This is a genomic window from Phyllobacterium pellucidum (genome assembly GCF_013327855.1).
Lineage (GTDB): Bacteria > Pseudomonadota > Alphaproteobacteria > Rhizobiales > Rhizobiaceae > Phyllobacterium > Phyllobacterium pellucidum.
This window is the reverse complement of the sequence record NZ_JABUMX010000001.1, coordinates 912,681-938,837: the sequence shown is the minus strand read 5'-3', so window position 1 is coordinate 938,837 and position 26,157 is coordinate 912,681. Positions and strand designations below refer to the sequence as shown.

General features: G+C 60.0%; 23 protein-coding genes and 1 tRNA gene. 14 read left to right on the top strand and 10 right to left on the bottom strand.

The features are described 5' to 3' along the window. The first annotated feature begins 138 nt into the window (after positions 1 to 138). The 6 genes from HQ945_RS04575 (at position 139) to HQ945_RS04550 (ending at position 6,821) form a co-directional block, all read left to right on the top strand. The gene (locus HQ945_RS04575; RefSeq protein ID WP_113279828.1) at positions 139 to 1,581 is read left to right on the top strand and encodes a helix-turn-helix domain-containing protein; all 1,443 of its coding nucleotides are present in this window, start codon (positions 139 to 141) and stop codon (positions 1,579 to 1,581) included. 101 nt (positions 1,582 to 1,682) lie between these two features. Next, the gene (locus tag HQ945_RS04570) at positions 1,683 to 2,597 is read left to right on the top strand and encodes a DMT family transporter (protein WP_027230257.1); all 915 of its coding nucleotides are present in this window, start codon (positions 1,683 to 1,685) and stop codon (positions 2,595 to 2,597) included. Between the two features lie 167 nt (positions 2,598 to 2,764). Continuing rightward, positions 2,765 to 3,856 (top strand): polyamine ABC transporter substrate-binding protein, encoded by a 1,092-nt coding sequence (locus HQ945_RS04565; protein ID WP_172982619.1) that lies wholly within the window; start codon positions 2,765 to 2,767, stop codon positions 3,854 to 3,856. 64 nt (positions 3,857 to 3,920) lie between these two features. Then, entirely contained in the window at positions 3,921 to 5,066 is a 1,146-nt protein-coding gene (locus HQ945_RS04560; protein ID WP_027230255.1) for an ABC transporter ATP-binding protein, read from the top strand. 14 nt (positions 5,067 to 5,080) lie between these two features. Then, positions 5,081 to 5,992 carry an ABC transporter permease subunit gene (locus HQ945_RS04555; RefSeq protein WP_091919682.1) on the top strand — a complete coding sequence of 304 codons (912 nt, stop codon included), beginning with the start codon at positions 5,081 to 5,083 and terminating at the stop codon, positions 5,990 to 5,992. A gap of 10 nt (positions 5,993 to 6,002) precedes the next feature. After that, complete coding sequence (locus HQ945_RS04550) at positions 6,003 to 6,821, top strand: ABC transporter permease (protein WP_027230253.1); 819 nt, start codon at positions 6,003 to 6,005, stop codon at positions 6,819 to 6,821. Positions 6,822 to 6,839: 18 nt separating this feature from the next. On the opposite strand, the gene HQ945_RS04545 is transcribed toward HQ945_RS04550, so the two are convergent. The 3 genes from HQ945_RS04545 to HQ945_RS04535 all read right to left on the bottom strand — a co-directional run bounded on the left by HQ945_RS04545 (position 6,840) and on the right by HQ945_RS04535 (position 12,607). Continuing rightward, a complete protein-coding gene (locus HQ945_RS04545) occupies positions 6,840 to 7,202 on the bottom strand; it encodes a VOC family protein (protein ID WP_113279829.1) in 363 nt (120 codons plus the stop codon). Positions 7,203 to 7,216: 14 nt separating this feature from the next. After that, on the bottom strand, positions 7,217 to 9,100 hold the full coding sequence (locus HQ945_RS04540; RefSeq protein ID WP_113279830.1) for an AsmA family protein: 1,884 nt from the start codon (positions 9,098 to 9,100) through the stop codon (positions 7,217 to 7,219). A gap of 375 nt (positions 9,101 to 9,475) precedes the next feature. Then, positions 9,476 to 12,607, bottom strand: coding sequence for a PAS domain-containing sensor histidine kinase (locus HQ945_RS04535; RefSeq protein ID WP_113279831.1), 3,132 nt, complete (start codon positions 12,605 to 12,607; stop codon positions 9,476 to 9,478). 303 nt (positions 12,608 to 12,910) lie between these two features. Between HQ945_RS04535 and HQ945_RS04530 the strand changes: the two genes are divergently transcribed. Together HQ945_RS04530 and HQ945_RS04525 are read left to right on the top strand one after the other, a co-directional pair. Then, the gene (locus HQ945_RS04530; protein ID WP_027230249.1) at positions 12,911 to 13,366 is read left to right on the top strand and encodes a phasin; all 456 of its coding nucleotides are present in this window, start codon (positions 12,911 to 12,913) and stop codon (positions 13,364 to 13,366) included. A 222-nt stretch (positions 13,367 to 13,588) separates the two neighbouring features. Next, positions 13,589 to 13,665 (top strand) — tRNA-His (locus HQ945_RS04525). 37 nt (positions 13,666 to 13,702) lie between these two features. On the opposite strand, the gene HQ945_RS04520 is transcribed toward HQ945_RS04525, so the two are convergent. The 3 genes from HQ945_RS04520 to HQ945_RS04510 form a co-directional block, all read right to left on the bottom strand. Next, positions 13,703 to 14,398, bottom strand: a complete 696-nt coding sequence (locus HQ945_RS04520) for a hypothetical protein (protein WP_113279832.1) — start codon at positions 14,396 to 14,398, stop codon at positions 13,703 to 13,705. Beyond that, complete coding sequence (locus HQ945_RS04515; RefSeq protein WP_174207691.1) at positions 14,395 to 14,997, bottom strand: hypothetical protein; 603 nt, start codon at positions 14,995 to 14,997, stop codon at positions 14,395 to 14,397. The genes HQ945_RS04520 and HQ945_RS04515 overlap by 4 nt, the downstream gene beginning before the upstream one ends. A gap of 79 nt (positions 14,998 to 15,076) precedes the next feature. Then, complete coding sequence (locus HQ945_RS04510; RefSeq protein WP_174207508.1) at positions 15,077 to 15,373, bottom strand: hypothetical protein; 297 nt, start codon at positions 15,371 to 15,373, stop codon at positions 15,077 to 15,079. Positions 15,374 to 15,568: 195 nt separating this feature from the next. Between HQ945_RS04510 and HQ945_RS04505 the strand changes: the two genes are divergently transcribed. From HQ945_RS04505 to HQ945_RS04495, 3 genes are read left to right on the top strand one after another with little or no spacing between them, the layout of a single operon-like run. Further along, entirely contained in the window at positions 15,569 to 16,246 is a 678-nt protein-coding gene (locus tag HQ945_RS04505) for a response regulator transcription factor (protein ID WP_027230246.1), read from the top strand. Then, positions 16,236 to 17,621, top strand: coding sequence for a sensor histidine kinase (locus HQ945_RS04500; RefSeq protein ID WP_027230245.1), 1,386 nt, complete (start codon positions 16,236 to 16,238; stop codon positions 17,619 to 17,621). Before HQ945_RS04505 ends, HQ945_RS04500 begins: the two co-directional genes overlap by 11 nt. Further along, positions 17,618 to 18,715: an ABC transporter substrate-binding protein gene (locus HQ945_RS04495; RefSeq protein ID WP_091919664.1), complete on the top strand. Its 1,098-nt coding sequence runs from the start codon at positions 17,618 to 17,620 to the stop codon at positions 18,713 to 18,715. Before HQ945_RS04500 ends, HQ945_RS04495 begins: the two co-directional genes overlap by 4 nt. Here HQ945_RS04495 and xseA read toward each other — a convergent pair whose 3' ends face one another. Then, positions 18,716 to 20,302, bottom strand: a complete 1,587-nt coding sequence (gene xseA / locus HQ945_RS04490; RefSeq protein ID WP_174207690.1) for an exodeoxyribonuclease VII large subunit — start codon at positions 20,300 to 20,302, stop codon at positions 18,716 to 18,718. A gap of 109 nt (positions 20,303 to 20,411) precedes the next feature. Between xseA and HQ945_RS04485 the strand changes: the two genes are divergently transcribed. Continuing rightward, positions 20,412 to 21,002, top strand: a complete 591-nt coding sequence (locus HQ945_RS04485) for a DUF2585 domain-containing protein (protein ID WP_113281863.1) — start codon at positions 20,412 to 20,414, stop codon at positions 21,000 to 21,002. An 8-nt stretch (positions 21,003 to 21,010) separates the two neighbouring features. Here HQ945_RS04485 and HQ945_RS04480 read toward each other — a convergent pair whose 3' ends face one another. Further along, complete coding sequence (locus tag HQ945_RS04480) at positions 21,011 to 21,967, bottom strand: LysR substrate-binding domain-containing protein (protein WP_027230241.1); 957 nt, start codon at positions 21,965 to 21,967, stop codon at positions 21,011 to 21,013. A gap of 197 nt (positions 21,968 to 22,164) precedes the next feature. Here HQ945_RS04480 and HQ945_RS04475 point away from each other — a divergent pair, with 197 nt between their 5' ends. Next, positions 22,165 to 22,452, top strand: a complete 288-nt coding sequence (locus tag HQ945_RS04475) for a DUF1127 domain-containing protein (RefSeq protein ID WP_051614531.1) — start codon at positions 22,165 to 22,167, stop codon at positions 22,450 to 22,452. A gap of 109 nt (positions 22,453 to 22,561) precedes the next feature. Here the strand turns inward: HQ945_RS04475 and HQ945_RS04470 are convergent, their stop codons facing one another. Both HQ945_RS04470 and HQ945_RS04465 read right to left on the bottom strand, forming a co-directional pair. Then, the gene (locus HQ945_RS04470; protein ID WP_113281862.1) at positions 22,562 to 23,596 is read right to left on the bottom strand and encodes a DUF937 domain-containing protein; all 1,035 of its coding nucleotides are present in this window, start codon (positions 23,594 to 23,596) and stop codon (positions 22,562 to 22,564) included. Positions 23,597 to 23,718: 122 nt separating this feature from the next. After that, positions 23,719 to 25,737, bottom strand: a complete 2,019-nt coding sequence (locus HQ945_RS04465; protein WP_113281861.1) for a BTAD domain-containing putative transcriptional regulator — start codon at positions 25,735 to 25,737, stop codon at positions 23,719 to 23,721. Positions 25,738 to 25,903: 166 nt separating this feature from the next. Here HQ945_RS04465 and HQ945_RS04460 point away from each other — a divergent pair, with 166 nt between their 5' ends. After that, entirely contained in the window at positions 25,904 to 26,146 is a 243-nt protein-coding gene (locus HQ945_RS04460; protein ID WP_091919655.1) for a YjiS-like domain-containing protein, read from the top strand. Positions 26,147 to 26,157 lie beyond the last annotated feature (11 nt).

The window sequence follows — 26,157 nt, the reverse complement described above, 5'->3', positions numbered from 1 at the left end:
AGTTAGGCTGTGGCCAATTTGACAGTCCGAGGTTGTAAAGTTGTAAATCTTGTAATAGGCTTGCCGATGTAAATTGTTGTCAACGAGGCGTTATGCACAACGCTCACTCTGCAAATACACCAAGCCGGGGGTGCCTCAATGGCTGAGGGAAAAATCTTTGCGGGGCCCCGTATCCGCCGCATCCGCAACGAGCGCGGCCTGACGCAGACGTCCATGGCCGAGGCGCTCGGCATATCGCCATCCTATCTTAACCTGATCGAGCGCAATCAGCGACCGCTGACTGTGCAGCTGCTGCTGAAGCTTTCCGCGACCTACAAGATTGAACTCGACACGCTGCAGATGGAGACCGGTTCCTCCATGGCGGCGCTAAAAGAGGTCTTTTCCGATTCACTGCTCAACGGGGAATTGCCCGGCGACCAGGAGCTGATCGAGATCAGCGATGCGGCGCCCAATGCGGCTGCCGGAATCATCAAACTCTACCGCGCCTATAAGGAGCAGATGGAGCGGCTTTCCGATCTTTCCGATCTTTTGGCTCAGGACGGCCGCGCGCCGTCGCTTTCGGCGACGCGCCTTCCGCTAAACGAGGTGCGCGAAGTTCTGGAGCGGCGCGCCAACCATTTCCCGCGCATTGAAGGCGAGGTCGACAGTTTTGTCAGCCTCATCAAACCCGGTGACGAACTGCTTGCCGCATTGAAAGGCTGGCTGAAGAGCGAGCATGGCATTTCCGTGCGCGTGCTTCCGGTCGCAACCATGCCCAACTGGCGCCGCCGCTATGACCGCCACTCGCAGCGCCTGTTCATTTCCGAACGGCTATCGCCCTTCGACCAGCTGCGCGAAGTGGCGATGGAAGCGGTGCTTATGCGCATGCAAGTGGTGATCGCGGCGGAAATCCAGGAACTGAAACTCTCCTCGGACGAGGCCAAGCGCATCGCGCGCTTCGAACTCGGGCGCTATGCGGCCCATGCGCTGATGATGCCATACCAGCCCTTTCAGACTGCCGCGACCCGGGCGCGTTATGATATCGACGTCCTGCGCTCGCGTTTCAACGTTTCGTTCGAACATGCGGCCAACCGCTTGACGACGCTGCAGAACCAAAACGGCATTGGCTTCTTCATGCTTGAAGTCGACCATGCGGGCAATCGTTTCCGCCGGGCCGGGTCGCAGGGCTTTCCGCAATCGCGCTTCGGCGGGGATTGCCCGAAACTTCCGGTCCATTCCGCCTTCGCCCAGCCCGGCCAAATCCTTGTCGAGGCGGTCGAGATGCCGGGCGGCGCGGAGTTCCTGACGATTGCCCGCACGCTGGAGGGTCCGCAAGGCGCTTTCAACGAGCGTCCACGCCGCACAGCGATTCTCGTTGGCTGCGATATCGCGTTTGCCGATGATACGGTCTATGGCAGCGCGCTCGGCAATCGCAGCATCAGTGCCGCTCCGCTTGGCAAGTTCATCGGCATGACGCAGGTTGGCCCCGCGTGCCGGCTGTGCGAGCGGGTAGCGTGCCTCTCGCGCGCCGAACCTCCGGTGACGCGGCCGCTCGGCCTCGACGAGATGGTTACGGGTCTGAGCGCATTTGATTTTCAATGAATGTGGCGATGGCGCAAAACCGATAATAGCTGGTCGCTCTGGTAGCTTGACCGCGCGCAAAGCTTAGGCATTCTCCGCGCATGAGCGCCACTGCAATTCCTATGCCTCCCGTCGTTGGGCCCGATCCCGTCAAGAGTTCGGCGGAGACCGCGATCGGCTGTTTGCTCGTTGCAGGCTCGGCGATCGCCTGGAGCACGGGCGGCGCGTTTGCGCGGTTCCTCGATGTGTCCGACAATTGGACAGTCGTTTTCTGGCGATCGGTATTTGCGGCGCTGTTTCTCCTGTGCTTCATGCTGGTGCGCGACGGTCCGCGCGGCACGTTGCGGCTTTTCCGGCACATGGGTTTGGCCGGGGTGGGCGTCGCCATATGCTTTGCCATTGCCTCGTCGTGCTTCATCATCGCGCTCTCCTATACGACGGTTGCCAATGTGCTCCTGCTGCAAGCTGGCGTGCCTCTGTTCGCCGCGCTGATCTCCTGGGTGCTGTTTCGCGAACGCGTGAGTGTTGCGACCTGGATCGCCATCGGCACCGTCATTGCCGGGGTGGCGATCATGGTATCGGATTCGCTGGACGGTGAAGTTTCGCCCATCGGCGACATGCTGGCGTTGCTGATCGCCATATCCTTCGCCACTGCGACAGTGATCACCCGTCGTAAGGCGCACCTGCGCATGACGCCCGCCGTTTTTCTCGGCGTCGTCATCGCTGCAAGTGTCGCTTCGACCATGGCAGGCGAGTTTCGTGTCAGCGCCCACGATTTCGGACTGCTTTTCGCGCTCGGCGCCATCAATCTTGGCCTCGGGCTCGCACTCTTCGTCAGCGGTGCGCGCCTCATCCCGTCGGCGCTGGCCGCGCTGATCGGAACGCTCGAACCGGTCCTTGGTCCGGTGTGGGTCTGGCTCCTCCATAATGAAGTGCCGTCGCCGCGCACCATCATCGGCGGCACGATTATTCTCGTGGCGCTGCTCCTACATCTCGGCTGGGAATACCGCCGCCAGCGCCATCTTCGGACGGCCTGACGCGTCGTGCTGTCGCCCGGCGCGTGCACAAAAATCACGCTCGCGCAAAATTAAGCAGCGAAGTCTTCGCAACACGGTTGACGAAGCAGTTGCAATCTAAAAAGGTAGGTCCAGCAAGGGAACACGGCGCGCCGCGGGAATGGCGTGCCGGCAGCATGGAGACCTAAATGGGAATGAAAACTGTACTGTTGACGGCGACACTCGCGCTCGGCCTTGCGAGTTCGGCATTGGCCGCGGACCGCGTCGTCAACGTCTATAACTGGTCGGACTATATCGATCCCACGATCCTTGAGGAATTCACCAAGGAGACTGGGATCAAGGTCGTCTATGACACGTTCGACTCCAACGAGATTCTTGAAACGAAGCTCCTCGCCGGTGGAACTGGCTACGACGTCGTGGTGCCGACCGCCAACTTCCTGCAGCGCCAGATAGCAGCTGGCGTCTTCCAGAAGCTCGACAAGTCGAAACTGCCGAACCTTTCCAACACCTGGGACGAGATCACCCAGCGCATCTCCACCTATGATCCCGGCAACGAATACTCGGTCGACTATATGTGGGGCACGACCGGCATCGGCTACAATGCCGACAAGATGAAGGAAATCCTCGGCTCCGATGAGAAACCGAGCTGGGACGTCCTGTTCAAACCTGAACTTGCGGCCAAGTTCAAGGATTGCGGCATTCACATCCTCGACTCTGCTTCCGATGTCATGCCTTCCGCTCTCAACTATCTCGGGCTCAATCCCGACAGCAAGGACCCGGATGAACTTGCAAAGGCCGGCGCCCTGCTTGAAACCATTCGTCCATATGTGCGCAAGTTCCACTCTTCGGAATATATCAATGCGCTCGCCAATGGCGATATCTGCCTTGCGCTGGGTTATTCCGGCGACATCCTGCAGGCGAAGACCCGCGCTGATGAGGCCAAGGCCGGCGTAAACGTTGCCTATACGATCCCGTCGCAGGGTGCGCAGATGTGGTTCGACCTGATGGCGGTCCCGGCCGATGCGCCGCACGTCGCTGAGGCTCACGAATTCATCAACTACATGCTCAAGCCCGAAGTCGCCGCCAAGGCCTCCAACTACGTTTCCTATGCCAATGGCAACAAGGCTTCTCAGGCGCTGATGGACAAGGCCGTGTTCGAAAATCCGGAGGTCTACCCGGACGAGGCGACCTTGAAGAAACTCTTCACTGTCACACCCTACGACACCAAGACCCAGCGGATCGTCACGCGCCTGTGGACGAAAGTGGTCACAGGCCAGTAACTCCAAAAAACCCCGGCATCCCTGCCGGGGTTTTTCACGTTATGAATAGAGACCGGGGCAGGACATGAAATCACTGGGAAGCTTTCGCCGTAAATTCGCACCTTGGAACGATCCAGAGGCCAAGCCTTTCATCGCTATCGAGAACGTCACGAAGAAGTTTGCCGATTTCACCGCGGTCGATGACCTGTCGCTCAATATCTACAACCGGGAATTTTTCGCCCTTCTTGGGGCTTCCGGTTGCGGCAAATCTACCTTGCTGCGCATGCTCGCCGGATTCGAGGAGCCGACCGCCGGCCGCATTCTTCTTGACGGCCAGGATATGCGCGGCATCCCACCCTACAAGCGGCCCGTCAACATGATGTTCCAGTCCTACGCGCTTTTCCCGCATATGACGGTGGAAGCGAACATCGCCTTCGGCCTGAAGCAGGACGGCATGAACAAGGCCGATATCGACACGCGCGTCGCGGAGATGATCAAGCTCGTCAAACTCGAACGGTTCGTCAAGCGCAAGCCGCACCAACTATCGGGTGGCCAGCGCCAGCGCGTCGCCCTCGCGCGTGCCGTCGCCAAGCGCCCGAAAGTCCTGTTGCTCGACGAGCCGCTCGGCGCGCTTGACAAGAAGCTGCGCGAAGAAACCCAGTTCGAACTGATGGACCTGCAGATGAAGCTCGGCCTGACATTCGTGGTCGTCACGCACGATCAGGAAGAGGCGATGACCATGGCCGACCGCATTGCGGTCATGGACAAGGGCAAGGTCATGCAGGTGGCGACGCCCGCCGAGGTATACGAGGCGCCGAACTCGAAATTCGTCGCGGATTTTATCGGCAATGTGAACATGTTCGAAGGCATGACCGAGAACGTGGCGAACGGAAAGATCGAAATTGCCGTCGCGCCCGATAACATGCTCATTCGCACCGATGCGACCAAGACTTGCTCGGTTGGGCAGCCGGTTGGATTTGCGATCCGGCCGGAGAAAATCCGTATAAGCCGTAAGCAGCCTGCCGACGCCACGTTCAACTCTGCCTACGGCGAAATGTGGGATATCGCCTATTTCGGCGACATGACGGTTTTCCACGTGAAGCTCGACAGCGGGCGCATCATCAAGGCGGCAAGCCTCAATGCGATGCGGACGGTCGAAGACCCGTTCGGGTACGATGACAAGGTGTGGATCAATTTCGATACCGATGCGGGTATCGTGCTCACTGCGTGAGAAGGGGCGATGTCATGCAAAGACTGATATCGTCGATCGCGAGCCGGCTCGTCATTGTCGTCCCATATATCTGGCTGCTGGTTTTCTTCCTTGTTCCGTTCTTCATCGTCTTCAAGATTTCCCTGTCGGAAGTTGCGATGGCGATTCCGCCTTATTCGCCGGTATTCGACCTTTCCGCCGGCTGGACAGCATTCAAGGACAGCGTTTCGAAGTTCTCTTGGGATAATTATATCTGGCTGACGCAGGATCCGCTCTACTATAGGGCGTATCTCTCCAGCCTCTTCATCGCCGGCGTTTCGACCGTCCTCACACTGCTCGTCGGCTACCCCATCGCCTACGGCATGGCGCGCGCGCCTGCCACGGTAAGGCCGACGCTGCTGATGCTGGTCATCCTGCCGTTCTGGACGAGCTTCCTCATCCGCGTCTATGCCTGGATCGGCATTCTCAAGCCCGAGGGCCTGCTCAACCAGTTCCTGATGTGGGCGCATGTCATCGACACGCCGCTGAACATTCTCAACACCAACACCGCCGTCTTCATCGGCATCGTCTATTCCTACCTGCCGTTCCTCGTCCTGCCGATCTACTCGGCGCTGGAGAAGATGGACTATTCGCTGGTTGAAGCGGCCGAAGATCTTGGCTGCCCGCCGATTGCCGCCTTCTGGAAGATCACCTTCCCGCTATCGCTTCCCGGCGTCATTGCCGGATGCTTCCTGGTCTTCATTCCAGCCGTGGGCGAGTTCGTCATTCCCGACCTTCTCGGCGGTTCGCAGACGCTAATGATCGGCAAGACGCTGTGGAACGAGTTCTTCTCGAACCGCGACTGGCCTGTCTCTTCAGCCGTCGCGGTCATATTGCTGCTGCTGCTCGTCGTTCCGATCGTGCTCTTCCAGCGCGCCGAGGCGCGAGCCCAGGAAAGCGAGAAATGAGGCACATGAAATGAACACGACCTGGTCTCGCTTCAACATCGCTTCGTTGGTCGTCGGCTTCGCTTTCCTCTATTTGCCTATCGTCCTCCTGGTCATTTACTCCTTCAATGAATCGCGCCTCGTCACGGTCTGGGCCGGCTTTTCTGTCAAATGGTACGTCTCGCTTTTTCACAACCAGAGCTTCATTGACGCAGCATGGGTGACGATCCGCGTCGGTCTGTTTTCGGCGACCGTCGCCACGATTCTCGGGACGCTCGGCGCTCTCGCAATGACCCGGTACACGCGGTTTCGCGGACGCCTGCTGTTTTCCGCAATGATCTATGCGCCGCTGGTCATGCCTGAAGTCATCACAGGCCTTTCCATGCTTTTGCTCTTCGTCGCCGTTGGCATGGATCGCGGTATCTGGACGATCACGCTTGCCCACATCACCTTTTCCATGTGCTTCGTGGCGGTGGTCGTGCAGTCGCGCCTTGTGACTTTCGACCGCTCGCTCGAGGAAGCCGCGATGGACCTTGGGGCGACACCGGTAACGACCTTCTTCAAGGTGACGCTGCCGGTCATCCTGCCTGCCGTCGTGTCCGGCTGGATGCTGGCATTCACCCTGTCGCTCGATGATCTCGTCATATCGAGCTTCACATCGGGGCCGGGCGCAACGACGCTGCCGATGCGCATCTATTCGCAGGTTCGCCTCGGTGTGACGCCCGAGATCAACGCGGCCTGCACCATCCTCATCGCCATTGTGACCGTCGGCGTCATCATCGCGTCGATTGCCAACAAGCAGCGCGAAGTGCAGCGGGCGCGCGATGAGCAGGCGGCAGCCAGAAACTAGAACGTTCAAGCCATAGCTTTATCGATACTGCATTAGCTCGATGCGATTCCCGAATGGGTCATGGACGAAGCGACGTTCGATCCCATCCAGCGGCGCTTCATCGCTAAGGGTAATGCCGGCGGCTTCCAGTTTCTGCTGCAGCAATGCCAGATCATCGACCACGAAGGCCGGATGGGCCTTGCCTGCCGGGATGAAGTTTGGGTCTACACCGAGATGGACCTTGACCGTTCCGGCTTGGAACCAGCACCCGCCACGCGAGATGAGCTGTGCGGGCTTTGCGACCTCACGCAGGCCAAGGAGCCCATCATAAAAAGCGCGCGCAGCCGCTTCGCCGTTGACCGGCATTGCCAATTGAACATGGTCCATACCGATGATGCGCATTACTCAATATCCAGTCAGTTCTGCGGCGAGATGATCGGCGAAATAAAGGGATTGTCCCACGATCCACCGATGAAGAACCGCGTATGGTTGACGGCGGGCTCCGCCGGCGTTGGCTGCTCGGTTCCTTCCGCTGCCTTCGGCGCGGGTATTGGCGCGGCGTAGTCGCCGGTCAGCGCGAGGCTCTTGCCGGCGAGCGTGACGATCCCGGCAAAGTTCAAGGTGCCGGATTTGTTCTGTATCTGGGCTGTGTCGATGGCGGCGACCCCATCCATGATGTTGGCCTTGATCTCGAGCCGGTCAAATGCCAGCCAGGCATTGGTTTGTTCGTTGAGGCTGAAAAAGCGGTCGGTCTTTGCCTTGCCGAGCAGACTGTTGAAGTCGAGGCTGCGAATTTGGCCAGCGCCAAAGCGCATGCTCAATGTTCCCTTGGCGTTGGCGAGCGCCGATGACCAACGCGAAATCGGACCCTTGAGCACCAGCGAAATCGTCCCTTTGCCGAGTTCGAAGCGATCGCCAAGGCTGAGCAGCGAGGCGATGGAAGCGCTGTTGACGTCGGTCCCATTGAGGCGCAGTTCGCCGAGCGTAGCGCCATCGCCTTCATCGGCAAGCTGGAAGCTTGCCGCCACCGAACCGTCAAAGGCAGATGCCTCGCCAATGTCGAATATTGCCCGGCCGTTGCGAATTTGCGCAGTTGCGGCCACCTTGGCGAGGTTGACCGATCCAAGCGTCGCCTTCTGCGTGGAGAGGCGCAGATCGAGATTGAGTTTTTTAAGAAAGGCCGTGTCGATCACGGCGTTGGAATTTTCCGGGCTGTCCGGTAGAGGCATGAAACCGGAAAAGACGGAGCGCAGGTCGAGAGTCTCGAACGCAAGCGTCCCTGTGACACTCGGCGTACCATCGTCAAGCACAACCTCGATGACACCCTTGGCCGGATTGTCGTTCAGCGTCGCCGTCAGGCCGTCGAGCTTCATGCGCGACGCGGAACCCGAGACGGACGCATCGAGCGCGAAACTGCCAACCGGCGCGCCCGGGATCGAGACCATTCTCGACCATTCGAGCGTTCGGCGCAGCGAAGGCGAGGTCAGTGACAGGGTGCCCTCGAAGAACTGATCCTTGGATATGTTGGCCGATCCGTTGAAGGAGAGCGTCAACGGTGTCGAACTGAGGTTCATCTGCAGCGGGCTGGTGCCCCCGGCCAAAAGCAACAGGGCCTTGGTAGCGGAACTGTCGATCTCGGTTTCCTCGTCGTGCCAGATGGCCGTACCCCGGAAGCTTGCAACGCCGGATGTCTGGGGCCAGTCGAATACGCCACTGATGCTCGATATCTCTTCCTCGACGCCATTGATCGGCCGCTTGAAGGTAACCCTTGCATCTTCGAGACGCACACGGCCGAACGGCTGGGACGAGACCGTGCTCATGTCCGGCTTGGACGGGTTCGCCTCAACGGCGGAACGCGCCTCGCGCACGACATCGCCGATGCGCCCATCGCTCTTAGCCAGCGCTTCGCCAATTTCGGAAAGGCTCTTTATCGGCTCATCGATGACAAAGCGCGGCCGTACGATTTTGGTTTCGGTGAATTCGATATTCCCCATCAATGCCGAAAGCAGCGACAGGTCGACTTCGATACGCTCGGCCTCCATGAAGGCGGCGCCGCCACGCTGCCATGGATTGCGTATGGTGATATCGCCGAGCGAGGCGCTGAAGACCGGGAAGAACGCGATTTGCGGCGACTGGCGGGACTCGACGCTGTAGCCGGTCCAGTTGCTGATTTCCTGGATGAGGCGCGCCCGGATCAGCTCCGTGCTCACCAGATAGGGCAGGGCAACGAGAACGCCGCCGGCAACGAGAGCCATCACCACAACCGTTGCGAGAAGGTTCCTTGGCCTGTACCAGGACATGAGCGTTTCCGAATTTGCCTTTGCGTGTGTTGGCCGCGCAAAACTTTATGCTTAACGACGGTTTAGCGATCATGCATGGCAATTCAAGCCGGTACAGGCATTTCCGCGTCAAATTGTTGCATATTGTAATAATTGCGTGCGTTACGCGACGTTGAGCGCGCCATCCCGCTCCTCACGGCCGCCGCCATCCCTCCCACCGCCGTCATCCTCGGGCCTTGTCCCGAGGATCCATAATCGTGGCTGAGCCAACGAGGCAGCAGCATCACAAGAGTGGATCCTGGGGCGTCGCCCGCGTTGACCGCGGAGAGGTTAAGAATCAAACAGTCACCTGCCGTACGCTTCGTTCCCCAAAAGGCCGACAAAGCCGGCCCAGCGCTATTCGGCGAGCACGCGTGTCGAGGGGAAGGTGATCTCGACCATCGTGCCGCGCCCAGGCGTCGACTCGATGCTGAAATTGGCGCGGTTTGCTTCGGCCATGGCCTTGGTCAATGGCAGGCCGAGCCCGGTACCGTCGGTGCGTGCATGGCGCGGCGTGGTAATCTGCTTGTATGGCCGCAGCGCCTGCTCGACCTCCTGCCGCGTCATGCCGATGCCAGTGTCGCGAACCCGCAGCAGTACGTCCCCGCTGGCCTCGTAGCTCGTCGAAACGATGACTTGTCCCCCGGGTCCGGTAAAACGGACGGCGTTCGACAAGAGGTTGAGTGCGATCTGCGTGATGGACCGATGGTCAGCCACGATATCAGGAAGGCGCGACGTCAGGCTCGAGCGGATGATGACGCGCTCGCGGTTTGCCTGGGGCTGCATGATGGCGACGGCTTCGGTCAGCGCATCGTTGAGCGACACGGCCTCGAAGTCCATCTCGACAGCCCCGGCCTCGATCTTGGAAATATCGAGGAGATCATTGACAAGCGAGAGCACATGGTTGCCCGACCGGCTAATATCCTTCAGGTAATCGCGGTAGCGCTCGCTGCCGATGGGCCCGAATTTTTCGTCGGCCATCAGCTCTGAAAAGCCAATGATCGCGTTGAGCGGCGTGCGGATTTCATGGCTGATGCGGGCAAGGAACTCGCTCTTCTGGCTCGACGTGCGCTCGGCTTCGCGTCTGGCGCTAACAAGCTCTTCTTCTGCCCGCTTCCAATGGGTGATGTCACGCAGCACCGCGCAATAGCCCTTCGAGACATCGAGCTTGCCGATGGTCATGAACAGCGGAATGAACCGGCCCTGGCTTTCGCGGCCGATAACCTCGCGGCCGTCATTGAGGAGGCTCGCGACGCCGTTCTCCGAGAGGCTGTTCAGATAATCCATGGCGGCGCGCTGGCTCTCGATCGCAAAGAGCAGCGAGAAGGGTTTTCCCGACACATCCTCCGGCTCATAGCCGAAAAGCGCTGCCGCCGAATGGTTGATCGAGCGAATCGAACCCGCCGCGTCGAGCAGGACCACGCCATCGGTGGCAGTGTCGAGAATGGCATCGAGTTCATCTATGCGGGTCTGAAGTTCGAGCCGCTCTTCCTCGCCGATGACGCCCGGCGCAGCGGCCGGCTGCGGCGAGAGCGCAAGGAGCAGTGCGCGCTCGCCGTCGTCGTCCCAGCGCACGGCCTGAAGGTGCGCCGCAACGCGCAAGATCGTACCGTCGCTGCGGTGTAGGGATGTACCCGCCTCGTCGCCATCGTCAGCTTCCTGAGGCACATCGGCAAAGAGTGCGCCAAGGCCGCCGGCGTCGTTGATCGCCTCCAGCGTCCCGTAGGCCAACGCATCGAGAAGCGCCGGATTGGCATAGAGGATTTGCCCGTTGCGGTGGATAAGCACCGGCAGGGGCAGGGCTGCCAGGATGGAGGTATCGACACCCTTGCGGGCCTGTTCGCTGATCCGCCCGGCAAATGTACCGCCATGCCCCGCAACCTCGACGGCATCATCTCCGCGCGACGAGACGGCAAATCCCGGTCCGACGAGTTCGGCGTCGGGCACCATATCGGCAGCGGCGAAGGATTCGGCCTGTCGAGGCGTCACATCGACTGGAGCGGCTGGTTCGTGGGTTTCGTCCTTCGGCCGGGGCGATTCAGCCAGTACCTCGCGGCGCAGCCGCTCGGCGATCTCACGGAATGCATTGCGTTCCGCATCGTTGAGGCGGCCCTCATTGCGGGGCGGGCGCTGCGTATTCAAGGATATGACATTATCGCCTGCGGTCGGCGCAATATCGAGCACGGGAGTCTCGGGGCCAAAATCCTCAGAGGGAGAGACCTCGACGGCTTGCTTTTCCGCCGGACCGGCGCGATTGCCGAGCGCAAGGCCCGTTGCTTTCGGGTCCGCTTCGGTTTCGCTCATCCGGGCGACGCCAAACCCGCGAAACCCCATGAAGGTTCGATCGCGCGAATAGATCGGAAGTGCCGCGAGCTCGATCGGCGCGCGCAGGTCCGTTCCCTCGATCGGCCAGAATACGGTACGGCCGGACCAGGTGTCGCGGCGTTCGAGCAAGGACGCTATCTCCTCGCTCTCGGCAAAGGCGTAGGCGGAGGCAACTTCGCGGAACGACCGACCGACGATGGCGGCAGAGGCAGGGCCGACGGCCCTTGCGAGTTCGGGCGAGATTTCATTGAAGCGCGCATCGGCGTCGACCTTCCACACGAAACGCACTGGCGCGTCGGAAGGCGCATGGCGGAAGTGTTCCGCCTTGTCGGACTCGACTGGATCCTCATCGCGTGCGGCACTGGAAGCGTCTGTCTGCGGCTGATCGGGCGCAGGCCCGGCCGGCTTTGTTGCTGCAACTGGGCCAGCCTCGATCAGCGGCAGCGACTTTTGCTCCACGGGTTGGCGTTGCCCGCCAGGTTTTTCCTCATCGATCGAAGCAGTCTCCGCCTCGATGGCAAAAAGCAGGTGCAGGGCAGGGCTGTCCGTCAGCCGTGCAATTCCGGTCGCAACGACACCGCTCGCGGTCTTGACGGGGCGCTTCACGAGACGATTGCGTTCGTGGCGCACATCACGCACCAGATCGCCGAGTACGCGATCACCGAGGCCAAGCCTCACGAAATGCTCCGAGGCGGCCATGACCTTACCGGCGGCGTCGAGTATGGCGGCGTGGGTCGCCTGGTCGCCGAAGCCCTGGATCGCCCGGGCAGCAGCCTGTTGATCCGAACCCTTGCGATCGCCATCGTTGATAGTCAACAAAATGGCGCGTTCCCCGCGCGGCAGGGCGATGTCGCTTGCCTGAAAGGTGAGGATGCGGCTGGCGAGACCATGCGCGACGCGCAGGGAAACGATACGGCCATGGCCGATCGCCGGAAAACCTTCGAGCGCCATCAACTGGCGCCGTGCGCGCACATCAAAAACCTGATCGCTGCCGAGGATGTCGTCGATGGAGCCATATCCCAGCATCGCAGCCCCGGGACCGTTCGCCCAAATGATCGAGCCGAGGTCAGGCGCGACGACCACCAGCGCATCACCATTGGCAAAGTGCTCGCGAATATCGTCGAGAACTGCAATGTCGATGAAAGGATAGGTACCAAACGCCATGTGCCGACCAGCTACTCCCAGAGCGAACGATCGCATTCATGCGGCCGTCTTAATACTTTGTTAATAATGGTGCGGCCGCCGCCCGTCCACTCGCAGCCCCTTATCTTACATGCCTTTCTCTTGGTTTAGTTAACTTCGGGCCGGGCCGGGCAGCCATCCACATAATAATTTCGATTGAGAAAACAGGCATTTAATTGTGCGCTGCAAAAGAAATGTTGCAACGCACAAAAAAATGGATTATATCGGGGTCATCAAATCAGATGCAGACGGAAGAACCATCTGCACAAGGAAGGATCCACTGTAATGAGCAAGACCACCAAACAGACTGCTGATGCGTTCTCGATCCCTGCTTTCGATGCCACCGCTGTAACCGACCAGGTTCGCGAATTCACCGAGAAGGGCGTTGCCCAGTCCAAGGAAGCTTATGCCAAGATCAAGGATCAGGCCGAAGCTGCTCAGAAGACCCTCGAATCCACTTTCGAAACCGCACAGTCGAACACTGCTGCTCTTTCGCTGAAGGCACTGGCTGCCCTGCGCGCCAACACCGAAGCCAGCTTCGCTCATATCGAAGCGCTGATCGGCGTGAAGTCCTTTGGTGAAGTGATCGAACTGCAGAGCGCATTCGTTCGCAAGCAGGCAGAAGCCTTTACCGGCCAGGCCAAGGAATTCCAGGCTGTCGCCACCAAGGCCGCTGAAGAAATCGCAGCGCCGGTCAAGTCGGCTGTCGAGAAGGCCTTCAAGGACGTCAAGGTCGCCTAACAGGCTACTGACAATCAAAAAGCTCCGTTGGCACTCCTCCTCCCAGCCATCGGAGACGCGAGACCCGGTCCCTCCCTCCCTCGGGGTCTCGCATTGATGGAAAAGGCCGGATTAAACTCCGGCCTTTTCTTTTTTCTGTGAGTTTTTGCCTTTGTTGCATCGAGCGCTTGCAAAAAGCGTCAATCCTCCGTATGTGACGCCTGTCAAAAATCATGACGGTACGCGGTCGTAGCTCAGTTGGTTAGAGCGCAGGATTGTGGCTCCTGAGGTCGGTGGTTCGAGCCCACCCGACCGTACCATTCCCCCTCTAAAACTATCGTTGCTGAAAAATCTGTCTCACTTGCCGCCAAAAGTCGGTTCGATCTTAGTGACCGCCAGGGTCTTGCGTTGCGCGTTCTGAACCGTTTCTCCGATTGGATAAGTCCAGAAATCACCGGCTTGCGCGCAGTCGGTTTCTGAAGGAGCGGCCCCGGTTTCATCCGCCGCCAAGTTCTTCAAATCGAAGTTCAGGTATTTTGCGACAAGCTTGGAATAGTCATCATTGGCGTCGGCAACGACGCCGTAATCCTTGGATTGAGCCAGTTTGACAGCAGCCAGCATTTTGGACGAGGTGTCCTTGCAAGGAAACGTAAGGACCGATGGCTGGTTGGCGCTGGTTACGATGAATCCGGATTTGTCGGCATCGTATGTCCACTTGGCCGCGAGGCCGATCGATATGGGCGGGATTGGCCGGCCCGGAACGGAACATTCGTCCGTGGGTTCGGGAGCAATCTTGGTGACCTCCAACGGTATTGACGGTCCGGACGGGCAGATGAAAAATTGCACGGTGGTCGCGCTGGTTTCGAAGTAGTAGCCGCGTTCGAGGTTGCCCTCGGTGTGAACACCGAACTTACGTTTTCCTATGGCAGCAAAGGTCCCGGCTTTATAGGTGGAGAAAAATGTCTCCCAATCCTTGCCCGTAATGTTGTCCTGCGCCAAGGCGCTCGTACCAAGGAAGGCGAATGTCGAGATCGCAAGGAGCACGGTCTTCATAGCTTGAACTCCCTTAATGGCAAAAGACCAGTCCCGTCGTTCGATTGGACCAGAAGCAAGCCCTCCGTGGGCGTCGCCCGGCATACCGCATAGGTGTATTTGTCAGTCGTAAGGATGTGCAGCAGCCCCGTTTTGCATCGCTCAAAACGAAGCGCGGTACTTGCTGACATTTCAAATTCATATTTGGAGAAGGGCGCCTTGAAGCTTACCCAGGCGGTGTCGCCGCTCAAGACCTTCTCGCTACGCTGATCCGCCGCAACCTGGGCGATCTTGTTGATCAGCAATCCCGCCACGAAAACCCCGATGATCATTATGACTGCGAGACCGCTTCGCGTGGCGACTACGGACTTTAGTTTGGCATCACTTAGTGCGAGCAGCGCCGCAATCGCCAGTCCAATCGATGCAAGGAGAAAAACCGGATTGGAAAACACGTTGAAGGAATAAGAAAGCACGATTGGAATCGGCAGATCGACCTCGTGCACCGAGATCGAAAATTTTGCGAGGTAGGCCGATAAATAAGCGATGCCCGCGAAGTAGGCCAACACAAGCGGGGCTGTTGCCGCGATGACTTCCAGTATTTTCTCGTTCAGTTTGTCCAAATCTTCGGACCCTTCGCCGGAAACACGTGGCAAACCTAATTGTCAAAACCTGCGAGCGTGTGACGCTTCATGCCTGCAGTCAGCACGAACCGGAGGGCGTGCTACCTTGGCCGGTCGTGCATGGGTCGCCGTCGTGGCCACGTCCCTTGCCACTGTTTCCGCCGCTGCCGCCTTTTCCGCCTCCAGAGCCACCGCCGCCGCCTTTGCCGCCGCCGCCGCCTCCGCCGCCGCCCCCACCACCACCTCCGCCACCGCCACCGCCTTTAGCGGCAGTGATCTCGATGGCATAGGTACATGCGAGGATTGCGCCGGCGATGATCAATACGCGGCGCGACAGATGTGATTGACGTGAATGTTCGTCGGATGTCTTTCCCATGATCCCCTCCAGTTGACGGATGATCCGGTGAAAGCCTGTCCCTCAAGACCTCCATCAGAAGCAGCATCCGAGCCCCTTCATTATGGACCGCAATTTCGGGAATGCATGTTGCTCTATCGGGCTACACCGATGGGACAGTTCACCGCTTCGTCATAATGTTTGCTGGCACTCGTGTTTCGTGCCAATGAAAGCGCCATGCGTATATTGCTCGTAGAAGACACGCGCGATGTGGGGGAAGCCATCTGCAAGCGTTTTGAGGCGACCGGCCATGCCGTCGATTGGGAAACCAATGGGCGCGACGCAGCAGAGATCATCGACTTCACCGACTATGCGCTGGTCATCCTCGACGTGATGCTACCCGGTATGAACGGCTTCGAGATTCTCAAGCATATCCGCAAGTCCGGCAATGCGGTGCCGGTCCTTGTCCTGACCGCCCGCTCCGAGATCGACGACCGCGTCGGTGCACTTGATCTCGGCGCCGACGACTATCTGGTGAAGCCTTTCGATTTTCGCGAACTCGAAGCGCGAGCTCGTGTGCTTATGCGCAGGCGCACCGGCGGGGAAGCGACCAATCTCATCAAATGCGGCGATATCGCCGTCGATCGGGCCGCGCGCTCCGTCCATGTCGGCAAGCGCGAAGTTCAGCTTAAACGCCGCGAATTGACCTTGCTGGAAGTGCTCGTGGCGCGTCCTGGCCGCGTTTTCAGCAAGGATGAGTTGCTTGATCAGATTTTCGGGTTCGATGAAGCTGCCAATGCCAATGCAATCGAGCTCTATATCGGCCGGTTGCGCAAGAAGCTCGAAGGCGCAAAGGCGCGCATCGTGACTGTGCGCGGCCTCGGCTACCAACTGGTTTCCGACGATGCGCCGTGAACCGTCGCTTTTTGCCCGACTTGCCCGCCGTATTTCCGTCGTTCTCGGCATCGGCGCGGCCTTGCTCGTGACTGCGGCCTGGTACTATGCCGAAACGGCCGCCAACAAGGCCTACGACCGCCTCCTCGTCGGCGCCGCACTTCAGATGTCCGAGAGTCTTGCTGTCGAGGACGGAATATTGACGGTGCGCCTGCCGACCTCGGCCTTCGAGCTTCTCGGCCTTGCCGAACGCGACCGGATTTTCTACCGCGTCATCAATACGCATGGTGAGACGCTGACCGGTTATGACGACCTCGAAAGCCCGGTTCCGCTCGATCGCATCGAAGACGTATCGAACGCGGAAGAGGGGTTCTACAAGGGCGAGCCCGTCCGCATTGCCAGTGCCAAGCGCGTCCTTGCGGACCCCGCTGTGTCAGGCGAGGCTTTTGTCATTGTTGCGCAGACAAACGAGGCCCGCTCGGCGCTGACTCGGGAATTGACGCTCCGCGCGACCATTCTCGTGCTCGTCATGAGCCTCCTCGCCTTCGTCGGCGCGATGCTGGCAATTCGTTATGCGCTGCAGCCCGTCGAACATCTCGGCACGGCGGTGCGGCGGCGCGATCCGCATGATTTGACACCCGTTACGGTCGATGTTCCGCGTGAACTTGATCCTTTCGTCGGGTCGATCAATCACTTCATGGGTCGTCTTAATGAGCGTGTCGATCTCTTGCAGCGCTTCATCGCTGATGCCGCACATCAGATCCGCACCCCGCTGACAGCGCTTTCGGCGCAGATCGACCTCCTTGGCGGCGACAAACTCGACAAGGCCGGGCGTCAGCACTACGAACGCGTGCAGGAGCGCGCGGGGGAACTGGCACGCCTTACCAATCAATTGCTGAGCCACGCCATGGTCATCCACCGGGCGGATTCTGTGCAACTTGAGCCGATCAGTCTGGTTGATGTGGCGCGGCGCGCTTATCGCGCCGCCATCCCGATCACCGTCGATCCGGATATCGTCATCTCCTTCGAAGCCCCCGACGAGCGTCCATTTGTCCTTGGCGACGCGGTGAGCCTGCGCGAAGCGATCGTCAATGTCATCGACAACGCCTTGCGGCACGGGGCCAAACACCGTCTGGAAGTGCGCGTTCGCGCAAACGATGCCGAGGCTTTCGTCGAGGTCGAGGATGACGGGCCGGGCATTCCCCCGGAAGGCTGGGAAAGGGCCACGCAGCGCTTTGCTACGTCCAAGTCACACGAAGGAAGTTCGGGGCTCGGCTTTGCCATAGCACTGGAAGTTGCCAAGGCCCACGGCGGTACATTGAGCTTCCGCGCGCGCGACGAAAGGGGATTTACGGTGATACTTGCGCTTCCGCTTTTGAAGGGTGGTACATCATGATCCGGATAATCCTCGCAAGCCTCGTCGTCGCCTTCAGCGTCTCGCTCGCGAAAGCTGCGGACGACGACAAGACGGTGTTTCCGGCGAGCGGTGTTGAGACAGGCCGTTTGACGATCTATTCGACCACCGATCTCGTGGCGATGAAACCATTGATCGAGGATTTCCAGAAATCGTCGCCGGGCATCACCATCAACTATATCGAATACCTGACCAATGAGCTGAATTCGCTTGCGAGCGAGGCCTGCCGCAAGGGCGAGCCGCTTGGCGATCTACTCCTGTCTTCCTCGGTGGATCAATTGGTCAAGCTTGCCAATGACGGCTGCGCGACGGCTCACCGGTCACCAGAAACGGCACGGGTTGCCGAATGGGCCAATTGGCGCGACGAGGTTTTCGGCTTTACCTATGAACCGGCTGTTTTCGTCTACAACAACCGGTTGGTACCAGCCAACGAAGTGCCGCGCACCCACGTCGAACTCGCGGACCTTTTGCGCGAACGGCTCGACTACTATCGCGGGCGCGTCGGCACCTATGATATTCGGTTGTCGGGTATCGGCTATCTTCTTGCTTTCAACGATGCGCGCCAGACGACAACCGTTTTTGGCCGGCTGCTCGAGAGCATGGCGCGTGCAGCGGCGGTGGCGCGTTGCTGCACCGGTGAAATCATCGAGGAAGTCGCCAAGGGCAATCTCTATATCGGCTACAACATGCTGGGGTCCTATGCCTATGAGGCGGCCCTGCGCCATCCGCAACTGCGCATCGTCGTGCCGCGCGATTATACGCTGGTTCTCAGCCGTGGCGCGCTCATCCCGAAAGCCGCCAAACAAGCCGAACTTGGCGCACAATTTCTTGATTTCTTGCTTTCCGAACGGGGACAGGCAATCGCGCGCAGCAACGCCTTCTATTTTACGGAAACCGGTGGGCTGCCGCCCGATGTCGACGGGCCGCAGAATATGAAGGAGTCCGGCATCGCCCAGCCGATCCGCATCGGCCCGGCACTGCTTGCGGTGCAGGATCGCGCCCAGCGCCAGCAATTTATTGACGATTGGTCACAATCACTGATCGAACTCAATAGTCCTGACTGGACGCGGGAATAGTCAGAAAAGCGAGCCCTGCGAGCCGCTTGGCACCGGCGGCTTCTTGGCCGGGGCAGGGGCAGGCCGTTCGGGTTTTGGCTTGGCCGGGCGCTCGCTTGCCTCCGTGGCGACGGCCTGCACGTCGCCGTCCTGAAAACGTAGCGTGACGTCATCGCCATCGGCAATGTCCAGTGCCCGCTTTATCGGAGCACCTGAGGGGTCGAGCACAATCGCAAAGCCGCGTTCCAGCACGCTTGCATGCGATAGCGTGCGCATCAGCCGTTCGAGTTCAAAACTTTTCCGTTTGGCGCGGTCGAGCCGAAGATCGATCGATTGACCAAGCCGCCGGTCCAGTTGCTGCAGATGCTGGCGTCCGCGCTCCGTCCGGCGCCCGGTCGCTTCGATCGATAGTCGGCCAGTCCGTCGGTGATAGAGCGCCCGAAGATCGCGCACGAAGACATCGAGTGCACGCGGCAAACGAACAGCGAGTATGCCGGTCTCGCGCCGCTTTTCGCGCAACCTGTGTTGGAGCAGGCGCGGTGACAATTGCCGGGCCCGCCCGTCGAAATGAGCGCGTTTCCCCTGGGTGTTCGCCTGCAGCGCGCGGGAAAGACGCGCGGCGGTCTCGTCGAAATGCCGTCGCGGCAAAGCCAGCAATTGATCCGCCGACGGCAACGCCCGCGAAAGGGCGCGCTGCGTTTCGCGGCGGCGGTTCAAATAGCGCGACATGCTTGAGGCGAGCCGCGCACCCATCATGGCGATGTGCGCCGCAAGGTCTGCCTTCACCGGCACGGCCATCTCCGCCGCGCCTGTCGGTGTCGGCGCCCGCACATCCGCGGCAAGGTCGATCAGCGTCCAGTCGGTTTCGTGCCCGACCGCCGAAATGACCGGAATGCGCGAGGCCGCGACCGCACGCACTACGGCTTCATCGTTGAACCCCCAAAGGTCTTCAAGGCTGCCGCCGCCACGCGCGACGATAAGCACATCAGGGCGAGGCAGAGCACCGCCGTCCCACCCGTTGAAGCCATTGATCGCATTGGCAACTTCCATGCCAGAGGTCTCGCCCTGCACGCGGACCGGCCAGACCAGGACGTGCAATGGGAAACGGTCGGTGATCCGGTGGATGATATCGCGAATGACCGCGCCCGTCGGTGAAGTGACGACGCCGATGATGCGCGGCATGAAGGGGAGGGCCCGCTTCGCCGAAGCATCGAACAGGCCTTCTGCGCCGAGCCTGCGCTTGCGCTCTTCGAGAAGCGCCATCAGCGCGCCGGCACCCGCTGGCTCCATCTGCTCGATGACGATCTGGTATTTGGATGAGCCCGGGTAGGTGGTCAGTTTACCGGTGGCAATGACTTCCATGCCTTCTTCCGGCTGGAAGCGAAGGCGGTTCATGGAACTGCGCCAGATCACCGCCTCGATACGGGCCTTGTCGTCCTTCAGCGAAAAATAGGCATGGCCGGACGAGTGCGGTCCGCGATAGCCGGAAATCTCCCCGCGCACGCGCACGTGGCCGAAAGCATCTTCAACGGTGCGCTTGAGCGCGCCGGATATCTCGGAGACGGTATATTCGGCGGCATTGGTGGCAGATTCGGGCACTTCGCTCATGACGTATAACTATCGGGGCCAGAAACAAGGTCAAGTCTCGCCCAACCATCGATTGCGCCATTGTCAGCCGATGCGATATCGCCTTTAACTTGGGAAAAAAGGAATCGTCATGTCAGCAACAGCCTCCCTAACCGCCAAGCGACTGAAATTGCGCCATTATCTGCTAATCGGAGCGCTGATGATCGCTGCCGCTGCCGCGATCCTTTTGTGGATGGGCCGCAATCCGATCTGTACCTGCGGTACAATTAAGCTGTGGGTGGGCGAGACGAACTCGTCCGACAATTCGCAGCACATCGCCGATTGGTACACGCTGTCGCATATCATTCATGGCTTCCTGTTCTACGGTCTGCTTTGGCTTGTCGCCCGTAGGACGCCGATTGGGGCGCGGCTCTTGATCGCAATTCTGATCGAAGCGTCCTGGGAGATATTCGAGAACACCGACATGGTCATCAATCGCTACCGCGAGGCCACGATTGCTCTCGGCTACGTCGGCGACAGTGTCCTGAATTCCGTATCCGACATCCTGTTCATGGTCATCGGCTTCTTTTTTGCGGCCCGCGCGCCCATCTGGCTGACCGTGGTTTTGGCGATCTTCTTCGAGCTTCTGGCTGCCTGGGTAATCCGCGACAACCTCACGCTTAACGTCTTGATGCTGCTTTATCCCCTGGACGCGGTAAAAGCCTGGCAAGGCGCAATGTAAGCGTCTACTTACCAGCCCGGCGCGAGTTCCGTGGCGCGCACCTGGCGCAGTCGCTGGTTCGCAAGGATCGGAGCCGCAGCCTGGGTCAACGTAACCGGCGTCGGCATCGACAGGTTGTCGAGGCTCTCCACGATATGCTGGGCCAGGGCATCTACGATCGCCGAGGGCTTGGTATGCCCGCGCATGATGCCGATGCCGAACTCCGGCAACCGGCCGAAACCATCGGCCTCGGTCAGGACGCGCATGCCTGGACGCAAGGCACATTCCGGCAGGATGGAGACGGCAAGGCCCGCAAGGACGGCTGCCGCCAGCACGGTTGCCGACCAGCTGGTAAAGAGGATGCGGTAGTCGTGGTTCATCCGGTCGAGAACGTCGATAGCGGCAGCACGCCAGATGCAGGTCGGCCGGCCGACTGCGAGCGGCAAAACAAGCTCCTCATGGACATTGTGATGCGCGGACGTTACCCAAAGTAATTGCTCACTGCGCACCACTTCCGATCGCCGCTGTTCGTCGCACTGGGTGACAAGTGCAATGTCGAGCTGGCCCTTGCGTATCATCTCGTCGAGATTGACGGTGGGCTCGCATACGACGGACAGTTCGACCCGCGGGTTGGAGCGCGAGAAGCGCGCCATGATTTCGGGCAGGAAGCGATCGGCATAGTCGTCGGGCGTGCCAATGCGGATATGACCCTGCAACTGCGTATCATCAAAAGCGGCGATGGTTTCATTGTTGAGCTGGAGCATGCGCCGCGCATAGGCGAGGAGGCGCTCGCCGTCCTCGGTCAGCCGGTTCGTGCGCCCATCCCGTTCGAACAGCGCCTTTGCGACCCGTTCTTCGAGGCGGCGCATCTGCATCGAGACCGCGGACTGTGTCTTGTTCACCTTGTCGGCGGCTTTGGTGAAGCTGCCAAGGTCGGCGATTGCTGTAAATGTCTGCAACTGGTCAAGATCGAGCGGTGCGTTCATGGTCGTGCTCCCAGGCGGCTCATCCATCATTATTATTGAACGTTTACATTAAAAACATTCGTTTGAATAATCAATTCTTATGGATCATTCTGAGGATGTTCAGGAAGCGCTGGCAACGATAGGCCAAGCGTGATGCGTGGGAATGGTTCCTGCGCGGTTTAACTTTCTTGATCAGCGCCACCAAAGGAGTAACGGCGATGACGACGACGACCAGATTGACTGAAGTAACCGGTTCCACCCGCCCGACCGCAGGATTTGCGTCGCAAGTGGCCAACTTTGTCACCCGTATGCTCGTCGCTCGCCGCAATCGTAAAACGATTTTGAGCCTTGGCGAATGGAGTGACGAGATGCTGCACGACATCGGCGTCACCCGAGCTGATCTGCATTCGGCTATTGGTACCTCATTGCTCGATGATCCAAGCGAACGCTTGGGTGCGTTGGCTGACATGCGCACCCGCGTGCGCGCTGCCCGCAGCATCGTCTGAGGACCTGACTGGTTAGCAGGCGCCCATTCACGCCGGAATCCCCTCCCGGCGCCTCGCCTGCCTACTGCCCGGCCCACCTCGCATCTGCAGCGTGGCCGGGCTTTTTCTTTTAGCGGTTGCGGTCCATGCCGCGCAGATATTGGTCGAATATCGACTCAAGTCCCTTCTGGTACTGGTCGTTCGCCTGGCGGCCGGTGTCGAACATCTGACCCAGTATGTCTTTCAGTGGATTGTCGGACGGCGCCGGCGGCGCATCGGGATCCGACTGCGCCTGCCGCTGCCTTGCCTGCGGTTGCGGCGGTGGCGTGCCGCGCGGGGCACCGCCGCCCAGCATCTCCTCGAAAATCTTGCCGAGCGGATTGTCGCCAAAAGGATTTTGCCCCTGTGCGGTATCCTCGCTTCCATCGTCTTGCGGCGCGCGGCTGCGTGGTGTCGGTGCCTGCTGGGCGGCACCGGGGAGGCCACCCTTCATCATCTCTTCGAATATCTGGCCGAGCGGATTGTTTCCAAGCGGATTGGCCGATTGTCCCTGCCCCTGCTGGCCGGCCGCACCACCGCCGAACATGCCTTCCAGGATCTGGCCCCAGGGATTTGCCGAGGCGTCGGGCGCGCTCTGGCGATTGGGGGCCGGCTGACCTCCGCCCATGGCGGTCCCACCTTGCCGCATCATCTGCTCGATGAGATCGCCGATGACGTTGCCGCCCCCGAGCCCTGAGGCTGCGAACTGGCCGGTTGATTTATTATAAAGTCCACCCATCATCATCGAAGCGATGACCGGCAGCATCTGCCTGAGCGTTTCCGCGCCAAGTCCTGTCATCTGCGCCGCATGGTCGGCGACAGCGCGCGACAAGTCTTTTGAGCCAAATAGTTGGCCAAGAATATTATTGCCATTGGCGACGCCGGACGAATTGAAGGCGGCCTGCGGATTGTCGAAATAATTAGTGTGCTGGCCGGCGGAAAGTGCCTGAATGAAAGCGCCGAAGCCCATCGGGTCGGCGGCGTTCCGCTGCAGGCCTTGCGAGAATGCCGGCATCAGCGCTTGGATGGCAGCGACGGTCTGCTGTTGGGACAGGTTGAACTGACGGGATAGCGCCTCGATATTCTGGCCCCCTTGTCCCTTTAGAAACATGTCTACGAGATTCATGGCGGCGATCCTCCTTCGCACTGGGCTGGCGCAGAGTTTAGCGCCGCCAACGGACAGACTCCAATGCTTTATTCGTGTTCGACCGAGCGACCTTCGTCGTATGGAGTAGCGCCTGCTGCGCCCTAGTCGGGCAACCCGCCAATGCGCAGTGCCTCTATATACCTGTCGCGATCATCTGGGCGCCGGAACGGCGGCAGTATCTCGGCGAGGTTTGAAATACGCAGTGTCGGATCGAATGCGCAAAGGCGAGCAACCATTTCCCGCGCTTCGGCAATCCGCCCCGCCTTGGCGAGGCCGGCAGCCGCGACGCGCATTGCACTCGGGTAATTGGGCTGGTGCCGCATCGACTTTCCCGCCCAGGCGGCGGCCTCGTCATAGCGGCCGGCACAAAAATGCGCGAGCCCGACATTGAACTGCCAGGCAAACAGGCGCGGATCGAACGGGCTGAGGCGCATGGCAAGCGAGGCGTGCTCGATCGCCGCTTCCGGCTCGCCCGAGCAAATCTTGATCCAGCTGCTGACGCCAACGGCGGCGGCCAGATGCGGATTGAGAACGAGCGCCCGCTCGATGCATGCCGCACTGGCGTCAAGATCACCGCTGACATAGCCAAGAACATATCCGCCATAGGAAAGCGCAATCGCGTCATCCCAGCCGAGTTCGACCGCTCGCCGGGCAAGCCTGGTCGCCTCGCCGGTTTCCTGCGCGCGGTCGATCATCCAGCCATTGCTCTTTCGGGTCGCATAGCAGCGCGCCGCCCGCGCGTAGGCCACGGCGAACTCCGGGTCGCGCTCGATTGCCTGCATGAAAAGGCGCAGCGCCTCCTCAAGGGACGATCTGTTCGTGATCGTCCGGTCAAAGGCCGCGAGCCCCCGCAGGTAGTAGTCATAGGCGTCAAGACTTTCAGTAGGCTTGCGCTTGGCGCGCTCGATTTCGGCCTCCTCGACCTTAGGGGTGATGGCGCCCACGATGCTTGCCGCGACCTGGTCCTGCAGATCGAAAACGTCGGCCAAGGTCCCGTCAAAACGATCGGCCCAAAGGTGGGCGCCCGTCGATGCATCGATCAGCTGCCCGGCAATGCGCAATCGGTCGCCTGTCCGCCGCACGCTGCCTTCAACCACATAGCGCACGCCGAGTTCGCGCCCGACCTGCTTTATGTCTACGGCCTTCCCCTTGTACGTAAAGCTGGAATTGCGTGCGATAACATAGAGATGGCGGAACTGGGCGAGGGCGATCGTGATGTCTTCTACGATGCCGTCGGCAAAATATTCCTGCTCCGGGTCTCCGCTGAGATTCTGGAAGGGCAAGACAGCGACCGACGGCCGGTCGTGAAGCGGGGTCGAAACGGACGGCGCCGGCGGCTTTGGCCCAGTGGCAGCGTTAGCCTTGGGTGCAGTCAGCGGAAGGTCGCCTGCCTTGCCCGCCTGCAAGGAAGCCGCGAGCGCGGTCGTTTGGGCCTCTGGTTCTGCGCCGAGGTGCCGCTTCAACAGGGCCTTGCATAATTCAAACTGGCGTAAAGCCGCGTTTTCGTGGCCGCGCAGCGTATGTATCCGCATCAGTGCTCGATGCGCAGCTTCTGCGGTTGGGTCCGACGCCAGCAGTCTTTCCGCAAGCCCTTCGCAGGCGGTCTCTTCCGGGGAGCCAGGCTGAGACAGCGCAAGACTGAGCCGTTCCACCAGCTGTTGCGCCTTCTGCTCGTATTTGTTCTGGTGGGGTCCGAACCACTCGTCCATGCCATCCGCAAGGGCTTCCCCCGCAAGCATCTCCCCGCGGTAAAGGTCTGCGGCGATCGCAAGATCCGAGGGGCGGTCCGATTGCAATTTGAGGTCGAATATAGAGATGTCCGTTTGGTCGGGATCGACAATCAGGGCGACCGAATCCTGATCTCCGTCGATATAGGTGGTGGCATGCTCTCCGGGCGGGAACGACCGCCGGATGTCGACAAGCGCCTGCCGCAGGCTGTTGCGGGCTTGCCCGTCGGCTCGTCCCGGCCAGAAGAGTTCAGATAGCTGGTCGCGGCGATGGCCGCGGCGGCCAGCGAGGACGAGGGCGGCGAATAGAAGCGAAGTCTTGCGCGTTGTGAAGCGGACTTGCCGGTCATCCGGTGAGGTAACTTCTAGGCCGCCCAGCAACCTGATGCGCACAGATCATCTCCAGTTTATTGACCGCATTCGCAGAATAACATTCCGATGCCAGGATTTAACAGCGATTTAGCGCTATTGCGCGCCTCTTTCACGCGCCGCCGAACAGCCGCAAAGCGCGCCGGTGCCACACTCCCATCTGCAAACATGCAAAAAGGGAGATTGAAAAATGGCTCACACGGAAACCCACATCGGCCGCGCCCCGACTGAAACGCAGGTATGGGGGACGAAGCTCAACATCGTTGCAACAGCGATTGCTGCTTTCAGGAAGCGGAGGCAGGCCCTCGCAGCCCGAAGAGTTCTCGCCGAACTGACGCCCGAACAACTAAACGACATGGGTCTGCCGCAGGCCAATCACCCGGCGCTCGATATCAAGGCGGCTCTGATCACCAATCTTATGTCTATGCGATAACTTGGATCTCG

What these genes read in the sequence shown, in the direction of transcription:
- HQ945_RS04520 (WP_113279832.1), bottom strand. Translation starts at nt 14,398, where the DNA reads ATGAAGACCGTGCTCCTTGCGATCTCGACATTCGCCTTCCTTGGTACG.
- HQ945_RS04550 (WP_027230253.1), top strand. Translation starts at nt 6,003, where the DNA reads ATGAACACGACCTGGTCTCGCTTCAACATCGCTTCGTTGGTCGTCGGC.
- HQ945_RS04510 (WP_174207508.1), bottom strand. Translation starts at nt 15,373, where the DNA reads ATGGGAAAGACATCCGACGAACATTCACGTCAATCACATCTGTCGCGC.
- HQ945_RS04495 (WP_091919664.1), top strand. Translation starts at nt 17,618, where the DNA reads ATGATCCGGATAATCCTCGCAAGCCTCGTCGTCGCCTTCAGCGTCTCG.
- HQ945_RS04540 (WP_113279830.1), bottom strand. Translation starts at nt 9,100, where the DNA reads ATGTCCTGGTACAGGCCAAGGAACCTTCTCGCAACGGTTGTGGTGATG.
- HQ945_RS04545 (WP_113279829.1), bottom strand. Translation starts at nt 7,202, where the DNA reads ATGCGCATCATCGGTATGGACCATGTTCAATTGGCAATGCCGGTCAAC.
- HQ945_RS04575 (WP_113279828.1), top strand. Translation starts at nt 139, where the DNA reads ATGGCTGAGGGAAAAATCTTTGCGGGGCCCCGTATCCGCCGCATCCGC.
- HQ945_RS04560 (WP_027230255.1), top strand. Translation starts at nt 3,921, where the DNA reads ATGAAATCACTGGGAAGCTTTCGCCGTAAATTCGCACCTTGGAACGAT.
- HQ945_RS04570 (WP_027230257.1), top strand. Translation starts at nt 1,683, where the DNA reads ATGCCTCCCGTCGTTGGGCCCGATCCCGTCAAGAGTTCGGCGGAGACC.
- HQ945_RS04460 (WP_091919655.1), top strand. Translation starts at nt 25,904, where the DNA reads ATGGCTCACACGGAAACCCACATCGGCCGCGCCCCGACTGAAACGCAG.
- HQ945_RS04565 (WP_172982619.1), top strand. Translation starts at nt 2,765, where the DNA reads ATGGGAATGAAAACTGTACTGTTGACGGCGACACTCGCGCTCGGCCTT.
- HQ945_RS04470 (WP_113281862.1), bottom strand. Translation starts at nt 23,596, where the DNA reads ATGAATCTCGTAGACATGTTTCTAAAGGGACAAGGGGGCCAGAATATC.
- xseA (WP_174207690.1), bottom strand. Translation starts at nt 20,302, where the DNA reads ATGAGCGAAGTGCCCGAATCTGCCACCAATGCCGCCGAATATACCGTC.
- HQ945_RS04480 (WP_027230241.1), bottom strand. Translation starts at nt 21,967, where the DNA reads ATGAACGCACCGCTCGATCTTGACCAGTTGCAGACATTTACAGCAATC.
- HQ945_RS04500 (WP_027230245.1), top strand. Translation starts at nt 16,236, where the DNA reads ATGCGCCGTGAACCGTCGCTTTTTGCCCGACTTGCCCGCCGTATTTCC.
- HQ945_RS04555 (WP_091919682.1), top strand. Translation starts at nt 5,081, where the DNA reads ATGCAAAGACTGATATCGTCGATCGCGAGCCGGCTCGTCATTGTCGTC.
- HQ945_RS04530 (WP_027230249.1), top strand. Translation starts at nt 12,911, where the DNA reads ATGAGCAAGACCACCAAACAGACTGCTGATGCGTTCTCGATCCCTGCT.
- HQ945_RS04475 (WP_051614531.1), top strand. Translation starts at nt 22,165, where the DNA reads ATGACGACGACGACCAGATTGACTGAAGTAACCGGTTCCACCCGCCCG.
- HQ945_RS04485 (WP_113281863.1), top strand. Translation starts at nt 20,412, where the DNA reads ATGTCAGCAACAGCCTCCCTAACCGCCAAGCGACTGAAATTGCGCCAT.
- HQ945_RS04505 (WP_027230246.1), top strand. Translation starts at nt 15,569, where the DNA reads ATGCGTATATTGCTCGTAGAAGACACGCGCGATGTGGGGGAAGCCATC.
- HQ945_RS04535 (WP_113279831.1), bottom strand. Translation starts at nt 12,607, where the DNA reads ATGGCGTTTGGTACCTATCCTTTCATCGACATTGCAGTTCTCGACGAT.